This is a genomic window from Streptomyces sp. NPDC059788, from assembly GCF_042732265.1.
Lineage (GTDB): Bacteria > Actinomycetota > Actinomycetes > Streptomycetales > Streptomycetaceae > Streptomyces.
Genome location: NZ_JBHWHY010000042.1, coordinates 18,728 through 33,381, shown reverse-complemented (window position 1 = coordinate 33,381; position 14,654 = coordinate 18,728). Strand labels below are relative to the sequence as shown.

At 70.9% G+C, this 14,654-nt stretch carries 11 protein-coding genes; 8 read left to right on the top strand and 3 right to left on the bottom strand.

From position 1 onward, the window contains the following. The first annotated feature begins 129 nt into the window (after window positions 1-129). From ACFV57_RS31255 to ACFV57_RS31235, 5 genes are all read left to right on the top strand, one after another. A complete protein-coding gene (locus ACFV57_RS31255) occupies window positions 130-948 on the top strand; it encodes an ATP-binding cassette domain-containing protein (protein ID WP_385239092.1) in 819 nt (272 codons plus the stop codon). Continuing rightward, on the top strand, window positions 920-3,292 hold the full coding sequence (locus tag ACFV57_RS31250) for a YhgE/Pip family protein (RefSeq protein ID WP_385239090.1): 2,373 nt from the start codon (window positions 920-922) through the stop codon (window positions 3,290-3,292). Before ACFV57_RS31255 ends, ACFV57_RS31250 begins: the two co-directional genes overlap by 29 nt. Window positions 3,293-3,600: 308 nt before the next feature. After that, on the top strand, window positions 3,601-4,206 hold the full coding sequence (locus tag ACFV57_RS31245; protein WP_385239177.1) for a TetR/AcrR family transcriptional regulator: 606 nt from the start codon (window positions 3,601-3,603) through the stop codon (window positions 4,204-4,206). 194 nt (window positions 4,207-4,400) lie between these two features. After that, window positions 4,401-6,086 (top strand): NAD-dependent malic enzyme, encoded by a 1,686-nt coding sequence (locus ACFV57_RS31240; protein ID WP_385239088.1) that lies wholly within the window; start codon window positions 4,401-4,403, stop codon window positions 6,084-6,086. Between the two features lie 550 nt (window positions 6,087-6,636). Beyond that, entirely contained in the window at window positions 6,637-7,635 is a 999-nt protein-coding gene (locus ACFV57_RS31235) for a nitroreductase/quinone reductase family protein (protein WP_385239086.1), read from the top strand. A 133-nt stretch (window positions 7,636-7,768) separates the two neighbouring features. Here ACFV57_RS31235 and kdpB read toward each other — a convergent pair whose 3' ends face one another. Then, window positions 7,769-10,006: a potassium-transporting ATPase subunit KdpB gene (gene kdpB, locus ACFV57_RS31230; protein ID WP_385239084.1), complete on the bottom strand. Its 2,238-nt coding sequence runs from the start codon at window positions 10,004-10,006 to the stop codon at window positions 7,769-7,771. Window positions 10,007-10,371: 365 nt separating this feature from the next. Continuing rightward, a complete protein-coding gene (locus ACFV57_RS31225; protein ID WP_385239082.1) occupies window positions 10,372-11,319 on the bottom strand; it encodes a DMT family transporter in 948 nt (315 codons plus the stop codon). Between the two features lie 158 nt (window positions 11,320-11,477). Between ACFV57_RS31225 and ACFV57_RS31220 the strand changes: the two genes are divergently transcribed. Together ACFV57_RS31220 and ACFV57_RS31215 are read left to right on the top strand one after the other, a co-directional pair. Next, window positions 11,478-12,389: a LysR family transcriptional regulator gene (locus ACFV57_RS31220; RefSeq protein ID WP_385239080.1), complete on the top strand. Its 912-nt coding sequence runs from the start codon at window positions 11,478-11,480 to the stop codon at window positions 12,387-12,389. Next, the gene (locus ACFV57_RS31215; RefSeq protein ID WP_385239079.1) at window positions 12,386-12,580 is read left to right on the top strand and encodes a hypothetical protein; all 195 of its coding nucleotides are present in this window, start codon (window positions 12,386-12,388) and stop codon (window positions 12,578-12,580) included. The genes ACFV57_RS31220 and ACFV57_RS31215 overlap by 4 nt, the downstream gene beginning before the upstream one ends. A gap of 137 nt (window positions 12,581-12,717) precedes the next feature. Here ACFV57_RS31215 and speB read toward each other — a convergent pair whose 3' ends face one another. Beyond that, window positions 12,718-13,704 (bottom strand): agmatinase, encoded by a 987-nt coding sequence (speB, locus tag ACFV57_RS31210; protein WP_385239077.1) that lies wholly within the window; start codon window positions 13,702-13,704, stop codon window positions 12,718-12,720. Window positions 13,705-13,817: 113 nt separating this feature from the next. Here speB and ACFV57_RS31205 point away from each other — a divergent pair, with 113 nt between their 5' ends. Further along, a complete protein-coding gene (locus ACFV57_RS31205) occupies window positions 13,818-14,612 on the top strand; it encodes a phosphatase (protein WP_385239075.1) in 795 nt (264 codons plus the stop codon). Window positions 14,613-14,654: the final 42 nt, after the last annotated feature.

Genomic DNA, 14,654 nt, shown 5'->3' with positions numbered 1-14,654 from the left:
AACGCCCCGAAAGCATCAAGGCGCCCCACCCGCCACATGACGGAGTTCACAGGATCACGCGCTGATTGGTCAATAGGCCTCTCCATACGGCACACTTTTAGACTGACCAGTCAGATCAAAGGAGGGGCCGTGGACACCACCCGCCAGGGGGCGGCGGTCAACGCCAGGGGAATCGGAGTCAAGGGTCCGCGGGGGTGGGCGTTCAGAGACGTCCACCTCACCGCGGACCCGGGTTCACTGATCGCCGTCGAGGGCCCCTCGGGCTCCGGACGCACCTGTCTCCTGCTGGCACTCACCGGCCGTATGCAGCTCGCCGAGGGGCACGCCACGGTCGCCGGCTTCCCCCTCCCCAAGCGCATGGGCACGGTGCGCAGCCTGACCGCCATCGCGCACGTCCCCGGGATCGCCGACCTGGAACCGGCCCTGACCGCCGGAGAACACCTGGAGGAGCAGGCGCTGTTGGGCCGCCGGATGGCCGGTTCGCTCGGCGCCCGGCTGCCGTGGGGCCGTCGCTACAAGGAGGCGACGCGGGCCCGCGTCGAGGCCGCGCTGTCGGCCGTCGGCCTCGATCCCGCCACGCTGCCCAAGGGTCTGCGTACGGCGGTACGGGATCTGGAGCGCATCGAGGCGCTGCGGCTGTCGGTCGCGCTGGCCGTCATGCACGGCCCGCGCCTGGTGGCCATCGACGACGTCGACCTCAAGCTCTCCGCCGACGAGCGTTCCCAGGTCTGGCAGATGCTGCGGGACCTGGCCCTGAACGGCACGACGGTCGTGGCCGCGGCCAGCGCCGCGCCGGATGACGCGATCGTCGTACGGACCGCTCCGGCCGACGCGAAGCCCGCTCCGTCCCCCGCCCCCACTCCCGCTTCGACCACCGGCACCGCCGGTACGACCGACACCCACGAGGAGGAAGCAGCCCATGCGCTCGCCGAAGCTCGCCGCGCTTGAGCTCAAGCGCTTCGGCAGGGGCAAGCTCCCCCGGCTGGGCCTCGTCGCCCTGATGCTGATCCCGCTGCTGTACGGCGCGCTGTACCTGTGCTCGTTCTGGGACCCGTACTCGAACCTGGACAAGATCCCGGTCGCACTCGTCAACGACGACAAGGGCACCACCGCCGGCGGCAAGAAGGTCCAGGCGGGCGACGAACTCGTCAAGAACGTCAAGGACAGCAACACCTTCAACTGGGAGGAGGTCAGCTCCGCCGACGCCGCGAAGGGCATCGAGAACGGTACGTACTACCTCTCCCTGACCGTTCCCCAGGACTTCAGCGAGCGGATCGCCTCCAGCTCCGGTGATCACCCGGAGACCGGCGCGCTCCAGGTCCACACGAACGACGCGAACAACTACATCGTCGGCTCCATCTCCAAGACGATCTTCTCGGAGATCCGCGCGAAGACCTCCGCGAAGTCGTCGCGGGAGTTCTTCGACAAGATCTTCGTGTCGTTCTCGGATCTGCACGACAAGACGCAGCAGGCCGCGGACGGCGCCGGCAAGATCGACAAGGGGCTGGGGGACGCGAAGGACGGCGCCGGCAAGCTGGCCGACGGCCTCGGCACCGCCAAGGACAAGAACGGCGAGCTGACGGACGGCCTCGGGAAGCTGGACAAGGGGTCCGGCGACCTGAGCAAGGGCGCGGGGACGCTGCGCGACAAGACCGGTGAGCTGAGCCAGGGCGCGGGCGACCTGAACAAGGGCGCCGGTGACCTGAGCAAGGGCGCCAACGACCTCAACGCGGGTGTCGCCACCGCCGGCTCCAAGGCCAAGCAGCTGAGCGACGGTGCCGGCCAGGTCGCCGCCGGCACCAAGCAGCTCGCCGACAAGGTCAATGGCATCGCCAAGAAGGACCTGCCCTTCCTGAAGGCGCACAGCAAGGAGATCGCCGAGAAGGCGCGCATCGTCGCCGACCTCAGCAAGGCCCTGGACGACGACCTCGGCAAGCTCCCGGGGAACTCCGCCAAGGCCGCGACCCAGGCACGCAAGAACGCCGACGACGCCCAGGCCCTCTATAAGGAGAGCTGCGGCGGCTCCTCGGACGGCAAGGCGGACTGCGCCAAGCTGAAGGGCATCGCGGCAGGCAGCGCCGTTGCCGCCGATGCGGCGGAGCGGGTCAACGACGTGATCGTCAAGACCGACCTGCAGCATCTGCGCACCCAGCTTCGCGACCTGCACCAGGGCGCGGCCCTGATCGCCGATCAGGTCCCGGGCATCGCCGACAACGCGGACGCCGCGATCCGGCAGATCAACGAATTGAACGCCGGCGCCCAGAAGGTCTCCCAGGGAGCGGGGCAGTTCGCCCAGGGCATCGGCGCGCTCGCCGACGGCAGCGGCAAACTCGCCGACGGCAGCGGCAAGCTCAAGGACGGTACGGGCAAGCTGGCGGACGGCAGCGGCAAGCTGGCCAACGGTGCCGGTAGCCTCGCCGACGGCGCCGGTCAGCTGCACGACAAGCTCGGTGACGCCGCGGCCGGCTCCGGGAAGATCGGCGACGGTCTCGGTCAGCTGGAGGACGGTGCGGTCAAGCTCAACGGCGGCATCTACAAGCTCAAGGACGGCTCCAACCAGCTGGCCGGCAAGCTCGACAGCGGCGTCGCGCAGATTCCGGACTACGACAAGAAGGACCGCGACGCGCGCACCGAGGTCATGTCCAACCCGGTCGAGCTGGCGTCGAAGTCGATGCACAAGGCGCCGAACTACGGCACCGGGCTCGCCCCGTACTTCATTCCGCTGTCCCTGTGGGTCGGCGCGATGGTCGCGTACATGCTGCTCGCGCCGCTCGGCAAGCGTGCGCTCGCCGCGGGGGCGCCGGGCTGGCGGATCGCGCTCGGCTCCTGGCTGCCGGCCTTCGCCATCGGCGTCGTGCAGGTGCTGGCCCTGATGGCCGTACTGCACTGGGGTCTGGGCCTGGAGATGGAGCGCGCGGGGGCCACCATCGGCTTCCTGCTGCTGGCGACGGCCGCGTTCACCGCGATCATTCAGTTCTTCGGCGCGCAGTTCGGCCCGGCGGGCCGCGTACTGACGCTCGTCGTGCTGATGCTCCAGCTGACGTCCGCGGGCGGCACCTACCCGGTGCAGACCAGCCCCGGTTTCTTCGGTGCCATTCACCCGTTCCTGCCGATGAGTTACGTGGTGGACGGCCTGCGCCGGCTCATCACCGGCGGTGACCTCCAGATCGTGTGGCAGGGCTCCGTCGTCCTGACGGCGTTCACGGTCGGCGCGCTGGCGCTCACGTCGCTGACCGCGCGCAGCCGGCAGGTCGTACGGATGAAGGACCTGCATCCGGAACTGAGCCTGTGAGCGTGCGAACCGAGCACCTCGGCGGGCACGGGGGCGGCGCCATCAGCGGCGCCGCCCCCGGCCCCGGGCCGCATGAAGCCGAGCACGGGCCCCGCAGGACCGGACCGAAAGCACACAAGCCCGGTAGGGGAACGCGCGAGACCGGACCGGAAGCGCATAACACCGGCTCGGGAACGCGCAAGACCACTACGGGGGCGCGCAAGACCGGTCCGGGAGCACGCAAGGCCGGTCCGGAATCCCAGGAGGGCGGCTCCGAGTCTCGTGGCGCCGCTCCTGCTCCCGCCTCCGCTCCCACTCCGGCTGCTGGGCTGCGCCGCGGCGCCACACGGCGCAAGCTGTTCGACGCCGCGGTCACGCTCATCGCCGAGCAGGGCTTCTCCGCCACCACCGTGGACGAGATCGCCGAGCGCGCCGGCGTCGCCAAGGGCACCGTCTACTACAACTTCGCCAGCAAGAACGTCCTCTACGAGGAACTCCTGCGGGACGGCATCGACCTGCTCGCCGCCTCCCTCCAGGAGGCCGCCGACAGGGCCGTACAGGCGGACGGCGGTACCCGGGTCGACGCGCTGGACGCGATGATCCGGGCGGGCCTGGACTTCATCGCCGGCTCGCCCTCCCTCACCCAGCTGTACGTGGCGGAACTGTGGCGTACGAACCGTGTCTGGCAGCCGACCCTCCAGTCCGTACGGGGCCGGGCGGTCGCCGTCGTCGAGTCCGTACTGCGGGACGCCGTCGCCGTCGGCGAACTGAGCGAGGAACTCGACATCCCGCTGACGGCCTCCGCTCTCCTCGGGATGGTGCTGGTGGCGGCGCTGGACTGGCTGTCGTTCCAGCCGCACCGCTCGGTGGAGGACGTGCACGCCGCGCTGTCGCGGCTGCTTCAGGGGCGGGTCAGCCCCATGCGGCGGGACTGACCCCGTTTCGCGTCGTCACATTCGCGCGGCCACATTCGCGTAGTCACAGGTGAGAGCCCCGTTCCCGTATCCACCGGATGCGGGGGCGGGGCTCTCGCGCGAGACTGACCAGGCAGGGCGGCGGACGGCAGCCGACAGACAGCGGGCAGCAGACGCCGGACGGCACGAGCGGGGGTGATGCGGAGTGCGGACATATGGGCAGATCGGCGGGGGCGCCGCGGCTGCCGTGGGTGCTGAACGATCCGCTGGCCAACCGCGGCACCGCCTTCACCGCCGCCGAACGCGACCGCCTCGGCCTCGTCGGCCGGCTGCCCGACGCGGTGCTCACCCTGGACCAGCAGGTCCGGCGCGCGTACGAGCAGTTGCGCCGCCAGCCCGGCGCCCTGGCCGCGTACATCGATCTCGAACAGCTGCACGACCGTAACGAGGTCCTGTACTACCGGCTGCTCACCGATCACCTCACCGAGCTGCTGCCGATCGTCTACGACCCGACCGTGGGCGAGGCGATCAAGACCTACAGCCACGAGTACCGGCGTCCGCGCGGTGTCTTCCTTTCCATCGACCGGCCGCGGGACCTGCGGCGCTCGTTCGAGGAGCTGGAGCTCGGGGCGGACGAAGTGGACCTGGTGGTGGTCACGGACGCCGAGCAGATCCTCGGCATCGGTGACTGGGGCGTGCACGGTATCCAGATCTCCGTGGGAAAGCTGGCGGTGTACACGGCGGCCGCGGGCATCGATCCCGCCCGCTGCCTGCCGGTGGTCCTGGACGTCGGCACGGACAACGAGACACTTCTCAACGACCCGCTGTACCTCGGCGTACGGCACAGCCGGGCGCGCGGCGAACGCTACGACGCCTTCGTCGCCGCGTACCTGGACACCGTCTCGACGCTGTATCCCGACGCGCTGCTGCATTTCGAGGACTTCGGCGCGGGCAACGCGCGGCGCTTCCTGGAGCGGTACGGCGAGCGCTACCGCATGTTCAACGACGACCTGCAGGGCACCGGCGCGATCACGCTCGCGGCCGTCCGGTCCGCGCTGAAGATCACCGGGGAGCCGTTCCGCGAGCAGCGCGTCGTCGTGTTCGGGGCCGGTACGGCGGGCGTGGGCATCGCCGACCAGCTGCGCGAGGCGATGGTCCGTGACGGCCTGGACGGTGACGAAGCCACCCGTCGCATCTGGCTGGTCGACCGGCCGGGGCTGCTGCTCGACGACATGGACGGCCTGCGCGACTACCAGCGCGGCTACGCCCGCTCCGAGGAGGAAGTCGCGAACTGGGTGGACTGGGGCGCGTCAGACGGCGAAGGCGGCGAAGGCGGCATCGACCTGCTGACGACCGTACGGAACGTACGCCCGACCATTCTCATCGGCGCCTCGACCGTACCCGGCGCCTTCACCCGGCAGGTCGTACAGGAGATGGCCGAGCACGTCGAGCGGCCCGTCGTCTTCCCGCTCTCCAACCCGACGGAGAAGATCGAGGCGATGCCCGCGGATCTGCTGCGCTGGACCGACGGCAAAGCGCTGACGGCGGCCGGCATCCCGGTGGACCCCGTCGAGATCGACGGCGTCCGGCATGTCATCGGCCAGGCCAACAACGCGCTCGTCTACCCGGGAGTGGGGCTGGGCGTGGTCGTCTCGCGCGCCGAGCGGCTGACACCCGGGATGCTGCTGGCCGCTGCCGACGCGGTCGCCGGCCAGGTCGACGCCGGCGGGCCCGGAGCGCCGCTGCTGCCACAGGTCGAGAATCTGCGTGCCTCTTCGGCAGCTGTCGCGGTCGCGGTGGTACGGGCGGCCGTCGACGAAGGAGTTGCGCGGGCGATTCCCGACGATGTCGTACAGGCGGTGCAGGACGCGATGTGGCAGCCGGTGTATGGGGAGTGCTAGGGGCGCGGGGAGCGCTCGGGGTGTGAGGGGCACGAGGCGAGTGGAGAGGGTGAAGGGAGTGGGGGAGGCCGGGTGGCTGGGCGGTTGAGCGGTTGAGCGGTTGAGCGGTTGAGCGGTTGAGCGGTTGAGCGGTTGACGGGGCGTCGGCGCGCGGAACTATGATGAACGCGTGTGCGCGTGACGTCGGTCAAAGAGCAGTGGGCCGACCGGCAGTCGGGCGACGCACCTTCTTGAAGGACTACGCCATGAGTTCATACTCCCCAGGCAGGGTCTGACGCCGACGCGCTGAGCGCGTCAGGTGCTGCATGACCGTTCCTTCGCGCGTTCTGCGTACTCCGCGCGCCGCCTTCCACGTATCTCGTGCATTCGGCGTGTTCCGGCTGTTCCGCCATTCCTTGTGGGCGGGCTCATTCCCTTTGCCCTCAGCCGTCCGCCTCCCCCTTCCCACTCTTCCCCCATCCCCTTTCGTCCTTACCGCGGTCGCTGCGCCCCGAAGGCGAGGCCTGCCCGGCGGCAGCCCGCGGATCACGCTTATGGAGCGCACACCAGCATGTCCCAGTCCTTCAACCAATCCGTGATCGAAGAGTTCCGGGCCAACGGTGGAAAAGTCGGTGGCCCCTTCGAGGGCAGCGACCTCCTCCTGTTGACCACTACCGGCGCCACGTCCGGGAAGCCGCACACCGTGCCCCTCGGCTGCGTACGCGACGGCGGGCTGCTGCTGATCGTCGGGTCCAACGCCGGCGCGCCGCGCCACCCCGACTGGTACCGCAATCTGCTCGCACACCCCCAAGTACAGGTGGAGATGGGCACCGAGACGTACGAGGCGATCGCGGTGCCCGCCGAGGGCGAGCGCCGCGACCGGCTGTTCGCGCAGGTGGTGCGGGTGGCTCCCGGGTACGCGGAGTACCAGGCCGGTACCGCGCGGACCCTGCCGGTCGTGGTGCTGGAGCCCGCCGAGCCCGAGTACGAGGAAGCGGACGGGCAGAATCCGCGTACGGTGGCCTCGCTCGCGGACAAGCTCGTACAGGTGCACACGTGGCTGCGCGCGCAGTTGCGGCACGTACGCGAAGAAGCGGAAGCCCACCTCGCGGCGCGCGCGGCCCATCAGGGGCCGGGCGAGCCGCCGGCGCCGGGGCTCGGGTTGCAGATCCGGCAGCATTGTCTGGCGTTCTGTCAGAGCCTGGAGTTCCACCACACCGGCGAAGACGCGCACATCTTTCCCGCCGTCGCCCGCTACCACCCCGAACTACGCCCCGCCCTCGACCGCCTCCAGGACGAACACCGGACGATCGCCCGTATCCAGAACGATCTGCTCGGCCTTCTCGCGGATATCGGCAACGCCGACCCGGAACGTTTCCGCACCGAATTGGCGCGGATGTCGGAGGAGTTGGGCGCGCACCTCGCGTACGAGGAGGAACAGTTGATTCCCGCACTCGCCGATGTTCCGTGGCCGCCGCCGACGCCGCCCGGCCCGTCGGCCCCCTCCGGCCTGTCGGCCCCCTCCGAGCAGCCTGCGCCGACGGAGCCGTCGGCGGGGTACGTCCCGTAGAAGCGCCGCCACCGGGCCGGTCCTCCAACGACCGGCCCGGTGCGATCCTTCGAGCCCGACGGCAACGCCACAGCGATCACGTGCTGCAAGGTCCGCAGTGATCACGTGCTCCGGCAACTGAGGAGCAACCGGGTCAGATGCCCGGCACCAGCTGCAGGACCAGGTCGATGAGTTTGATGCCGAGGAAGGGCGCGACGAGGCCGCCCAGTCCGTACACCCCGAGGTTCCGCCGGAGCAGGGCGTGCGCGGAGGCCGGCTGGTAGCGGACGCCGCGCAGGGCGAGCGGGATCAGCACCACGATGATCAGCGCGTTGAAGATGATGGCCGAGGCGATGGCCGAGGTCGGGCTGTGCAGGCCCATGATGTTGAGCGCGCCGAGCCCCGGGTAGGCCGCGGTGAACATGGCGGGCACGATCGCGAAGTACTTCGCCACATCGTTGCAGATCGAGAATGTCGTCAATGCGCCGCGTGTGATCAGCAACTGTTTGCCGACGGCGATGATCTCGATGAGTTTGGTCGGGTTGGAGTCCAGGTCGACCATGTTCCCGGCCTCCTTGGCGGCGGAGGTGCCGGTGTTCATGGCCACGCCCACGTCCGCCTGGGCGAGCGCGGGCGCGTCGTTGGTGCCGTCGCCCGTCATCGCGACGAGGTTGCCGCCCTCCTGCTCCTGCCGGATGCGCGCCAGCTTGACCTCGGGCGTGGCTTCCGCGATGTAGTCGTCGACACCGGCTTCCGCCGCGATGGTGCGGGCGGTCAGCGGGTTGTCGCCGGTCACCATCACCGTCTTGACGCCCATGGCCCGCAGTTCCGCGAAGCGGCGCGCGATGCCGTCCTTGACCACGTCCTTGAGGTGGACGGCGCCGAGCACCCGCGCGCCGTGCCGGTCGGCGACCGCCACGAGGAGCGGCGTACCGCCGCCCGCCGCGATGGAGTCGACGATCCAGCCCGCCTCCGGCGGCACCTGTCCGCCCAGCCGCGCCACCCAGTCCCGTACCGCCCCGGCGGCGCCCTTGCGCACCAGACACCCGCCCGACCAGGCCAGATCGACGCCACTCATCCGGGTCCGCGCACTGAACGCCACCCAGCGCGCGGCCCCCATCTCCCCTTCGGCACGGGGCCGGATTCCGTACTTCTCCTGCGCCAGCATCACGATGGACCGCCCTTCCGGCGTCCCGTCGGCGAGCGAGGAGAGCTGGGCCGCGTCGGCGAGTTGGGCGTGCGGGACGCCGTCCAGCGGTACGAAGGAGTCGGCGCGGCGGTTGCCGTACGTGATCGTGCCGGTCTTGTCGAGCAGCAGCGTGTTCACGTCCCCGGCCGCTTCGACGGCCCGGCCGGACAGCGCCAGTACGTTGCGCTGGACGAGCCGGTCCATACCGGCGATGCCGATGGCCGACAGCAGGGCGCCGATGGTCGTCGGGATCAGGGTGACGAGCAGGGCGACCAGTACGGTCAGCGGCTGGGCGGCGCCCGCGTAACCGGCCATCGGCTGGAGCGAGACCACCGCCAGAAGAAAGATGACGGTGAGCGCGGCGAGCAGGATGTTGAGCGCGAGTTCGTTGGGGGTCTTCTGCCGGGTCGTGCCTTCGACGAGCGCGATCATGCGGTCCAGGAACGTTTTCCCGGGGCGGGAGGTGATGCGTACGACGATCCGGTCGGAGAGCACCGTCGTGCCGCCCGTCACCCCGGAACGGTCGCCGCCCGCCTCGCGGATGACCGGAGCCGATTCGCCCGTGATCGCCGACTCGTCGACCGCCGCCGCGCCCTGCACCACCTCGCCGTCGCCGGGCACGATCGCGCCCGCGTCCACGATGACGAAGTCGTACGGCTGAAGATCCGCGGCCGGCACGGACTCCTCCTCGTACTCCCACTCCGCCATTCCCACCCGCCAGCCGCGCAGCCGGCGGGCGACGGTGTCGCTGCGCGTCCGGCGCAACGTTTCGGCCTGGGCCTTGCCACGGCCCTCGGCGACCGCCTCGGCGAGGTTCGCGAAGACGACGGTGAGCCAGAGCCAGACACTGATCGTCCAGGCGAAGACGCTCGGGACGAGAACGGCCGACAGCGTGGTGAGCAGCGCGCCGGCCGCCACGACGAACAGCACCGGGTTACGGACGAGTGCCCTGGGGCGCAGCTTGCGCAGCGCGTCCGGGAGGGAGGCGAGGAGCTGTTTGGGGGCGAGGGTGCCGTGGGGTGGGGCTTGAATTTTGTGGCTGTGGCTGTGGCTGTGGCTGTGGTCTTGGCTACGGCTGTTGGGGTGGGGATGGGTGGGGTGTGAGGTGTTGAGGCGGGGGTGGGGAATGGTGGTTGGAGTGGTGGAGGTGGTGCCGCTGGTGGTTGTGGTGTCGTGCTGCTGGCCTGGAACCAGAGGCTGCATCGATGGGAGCTTTCGGGGCGGTGGAGTGAGGTCGGGTGCGGTGAAGCCAGGTGAGGCGGGCTGAGCGGTACGAGGCTGTGCGGGGTGGGGCTGAGCGGGACGGTGGTGCGCGGAGCCGTGTAGGTCCGGTTCGCGGAGGGCGGCCTCCAGCGGCACATGTCCCGGAGGGGCAGGTCCGAGCGGAGTCGGCTCAACCTGCCGGACCGACCAGAGCCGGGTCCCCGAGTGGTTGTGCCGGCTCATGTCCCAACTGATGACCCAACTCAACCGGCCCCGCGCGCCGCGCGCCGCTTCCCTGACGCGCTCCTGTTGCCCAACGCGCTCCGCCATACGTGCCTTTGACGTCCTTACGTGCCTTGTCGTCCTTACGGGCCTTCGACGTCGGCGGCGCGCCGGTCCCTCAGGCGGCGTGCGGCTCGTACAGAGCTCCCCGGCGTACGAGCCGCACCGCGTGCCCCTCCCCTGCGCCCCACGCCCCACACCGTCACCACGACCAGCGCGCACCCTCCGAGCTGGCTCGCCGTGGGCCGCTCCCCGACCGCCATCCCGAGCCCGACCGCCATCACCGGTTGCAGAAGCAGCAGCGCGGCACCGACGTTCGGCGCCAGCCGAGGCAGCGCGGGCGTCATCACCAGCCAGGCGAGCACCTGCCCGACGAGAGCCAGCGCGGTCAGCCAGGTCCAGGCGTGCGCGTCGAGGGAGAGGTCGATGCCGGTCCAGGCTCCGCCGAGCAGGGCGGCGGCCCCCGCGGCGGCCGCGGTGGACGTGCACACCGGGCCGACCGTGTGCCCCTGCCCTCCGCCGAGTCGCATCAGGAAGAGGTATCCCGCGTAACCGCATCCGGCGACCAGCCCGAACACGGCGCCGGTGGCGGGGTCGCTGCCCTGCGCCGGAGCGCCGACGGCTCCGCTGGCCAGCGCGACCCCCAGCAGCATGACGGGGGCCGCGACAACGAACCGCCGGGGCACGGGCGTACGGGAGAAGACGCGCGCCAGCAGCGGAAAGATCACCACCTGGACGTTGACGACCACGGTGGCGATGGAAGCGCCGACGCTGTGGATCGCCGCCGCCCAGAACACGTAGTCGATGCCGAGCAGCAGTCCCGCGGCCAGGTCCAGTCGCCGCAGCCGCCACGCTCGCGGGCCGGCCGCCCGCCGTTCCACGAGCGCCGGCGGGACCAGCACGAGCAGCGCGATGGCGCACCGGAAGAACGCCGCGGTTCCCGCGCTCGTACCGGAGAGCTTGACGAAGACGGCGGAAGCGGAGATGCAGAGGCTCCCCATGAGCACCATCCACACGGGCTTTCCCGGCACGCCACCGCTCCCGAGCAGCCCACCGCCGCCCCCACTCCGTCCCCGACCGCTCCCTTGAATCGTCATTCCTCCACTCTGACCACCACCACCCATGAACAAAAGCGACGTTCTGTCACCACAACCCGTTACCGCTGCTTATCTGTCGCTACCCTGGGCCCGTGATCAACTTGGAGCGATTGCGCGCCCTGGCCGCGGTGGACACCCACGGCTCCATCGCACGAGCCGCGCAGGCCCTGCACATCACGCCATCGGGCATGAGCCAGCAGCTGAGCAAGCTGGAACGGGAGTGCGGGCACCGCCTCTTGGAACCGGAGGGGCGCAGCGTACGGCTGACGCACGCGGGCCGGGTGCTCGCGGACCACGCGACTGCGGTCATGTCCCGGATGTCCGATGCCGAACGCGATCTGGCCGCCCTGGGCGACGAGGTTCTGGGCCCGCTTCGGATCGGCGCCGTGGGCAGCGCCATCCGGACCCTGCTGCCCGCCACACTGGCCACGCTGGCCACACGCCATGCGCGGCTCTCCCCGACCGTGCGCGACGGCGAGGTGGCCGACCTGCTTCCGGCCCTGCTGCGCGGCGAACTCGATCTGCTCCTCATCGAGAACTGGTCGAACCGGCCACGGCACATTCCGGAAGGCGTCACCGTACGCACGCTCATCACGGAGGAAGCGCAGGTGGCGCTGCCCGAGGGCCATCCGCTCGCCGACCGGCCCGCCCTCCGCCTCGCCGACCTCGGCGGCATCCCGTGGGCGGCCTGCCCACCGGGGGCGGAAGCGCGCGAAGCGCTCGTCCAGGCGCTGCGCACCCGCGGTGTCGAGCCGGAGATCCGCTACAGCATCAGCGACCACGCCACCCAGCTCACCCTGGTGGCGGCCGGCCTGACCGCCGCGCTCGTACCGACCGCGGCGCGGCAGCAGGCGCCGGCGGGCGTCCGGTGCATCCCGACGGAGCCGCCGCTCCGGCGCCACGTACAAGCGGCCTGGTGCCCCCGTACGGAGACTCCGCCGGTCCGCGCCTGTCTCGACGCGCTCATGGATGAGCACGCACCCGGGGAGTGGCCACGGGAGTGACTCCGGGGAGAGAGTTCGACAACCTGGAGGAGGCGCGCTCCGACCATGAGCTCGTGCTCGCGGCAATCCGGGAGTACCGGGAGCACCGGGAGCACCGGGAGCACCGGGAGCACCGGGAGCACCGGGAGCACCGGGAGCGGGAGTACCAGGAGCCCCGCGAGTACGAGGAATCCCGGGAGTACGAGGAGTGACGTTTCCCCGGCGAAGGCTCCCGCGCCGACCACGAGGGCTCGGCGCGGGAGCCTTCCGCAAGGTGTGCGGACACCTCCGCCAGGTGCGCGGACGCCTCCTGCGCGCCGCGCACACCCCCTCCGTGCGGCGTTTCGGCTCAGCCGCGCGAAGCCGCGATCTGCCGCGACATGATCGTGGTGAGTTCGTACGCCGTGTGGGAGGCCGCCACCGACGTGATCTCGGCGTGGTCGTAGGCGGGGGCCACCTCCACGAGGTCGGCGGAGACGAGATTGCAGCCGGCCAGGCCGCGGAGGATCTCCAGGAGTTCGCGGGAGGTCAGGCCGCCGGCCTCCGGGGTGCCCGTGCCGGGGGCGTGGGCCGGGTCCAGGACGTCGATGTCGATGGAGATGTACAGGGGGCGGTCGCCGATGCGCTGGCGGAGCTGGTCGGCGACCTCGTCGACACCGCGGCGCATGACGTCGGCCGACGTGACGATGCCGAAGCCCATCTTCTCGTCGTCGCTGAGGTCCTTCTTGCCGTAGAGGGGGCCGCGGGTGCCGACGTGGGAGAGGGCGGAGGTGTCGAGGATGCCTTCCTCGACGGCGCGGCGGAACGGGGTGCCGTGGGTGTACTCGGCGCCGAAGTAGGTGTCCCAGGTGTCCAGGTGGGCGTCGAAGTGGAGCAGGGCGACCGGGCCGTGCTTCTTGGCCATCGAGCGCAGCAGGGGCAGCGCGATGGTGTGGTCGCCGCCCAGCGTCATCAGACGGGCGCCGGTGTCCAGGAGGTCGTCGGCGGCGGCCTCGATGGTCTCGACGGCCTCGTTGATGTTGAACGGGTTGGCGGCGATGTCGCCGGCGTCCGCGACCTGCGCGAGCGCGAAGGGGGACGCGTCCTGGGCCGGGTTGTACGGGCGCAGCAGGCGCGACGCCTCGCGGATGGCGTTGCCGCCGAAGCGGGCGCCGGGGCGGTAGGAGACGCCGGTGTCGAAGGGGACGCCGACCACCGCGACGTCGGTACGGCCCACCTCGTCGAGGCGGGGCAGCCGGGCGAAGGTCGCCGGGCCCGCGTAGCGGGGGACGCGGGAGGAGTCGACGGGGCCGACAGGGTCCTGGGAGGCGCCGGAAGCGGCGGGTGCGGTGGTCATGAGGGTGAGGGTAGGGAGCGGGGACCCGCGGTGCCCATGGACATTTGTGGTGATGTGGCGCCGGTCGATGGACATCCCGTCCATCCCGGGGTGCTTCAAGGGACAATGAGCTCATGCCGATACTGCCGCCTGCTCCCAGCCGCACCGAACTCGTCGACCATCTCGCACGGACCCGGATCGCCGGCGAGGTCGCCACTCCCCGCGAGAACAACCTCGACCACTACCGCAAGCTGGCCAACGGAGACCGCCACTACTGGCTCGGACTGGAGCTGGGGGACCGCTGGACCGACGAGCAGGACGTGCTCGCGGTGATGGCCGAGCGGTGCGGCGTCAACGACGACGCGCACCACCGGATGGGCCAGGACACCATCGACCCCGAGCTGACCGTGGACGCCCTGGACCGCGCCGCCGCGCGGCTGCGCAAGGCCGCCGCCGGCCGGCAGCGGGTGCTGTTCGCGACCGGGCACCCGGGCGGGCTGCTGGACGTGCACCGGGCCACCGCCGAGGCGCTGCGCGCGCAGGGCTGCGACATCGTCGTCGTACCGGACGGGCTGCAGGCGGACGAAGGTTTCGTGTTCCAGTTCGCCGACGTGGCGATGCTGGAGCGCGGCGCGACGCTGTGGCACACCCACTCCCCCGCGCCGATGACCGCCGTGCTGGACGGTCTGGAGCGGGCCGGCGAGGCGCTGCCCGACCTGGTCATGGCCGATCACGGCTGGGCCGGCTGCGCGGGTCAGCGCGGTCTGGACGCCATCGGGTTCGCGGACTGCAACGACCCGGCGCTGTTCCTGGGCGAGGCGGAGGGCACGCTCCAGGTGACGATCCCGCTGGACGATCACGTGCTGAGCCCCCGGTACTACGACCCGCTGACGGCGTACCTGCTGGACGCGGCGGGGTTGGTGGGCTGAGGGCGAACCGGCCTACCGACTGGCCGACTGACCGACTGACCG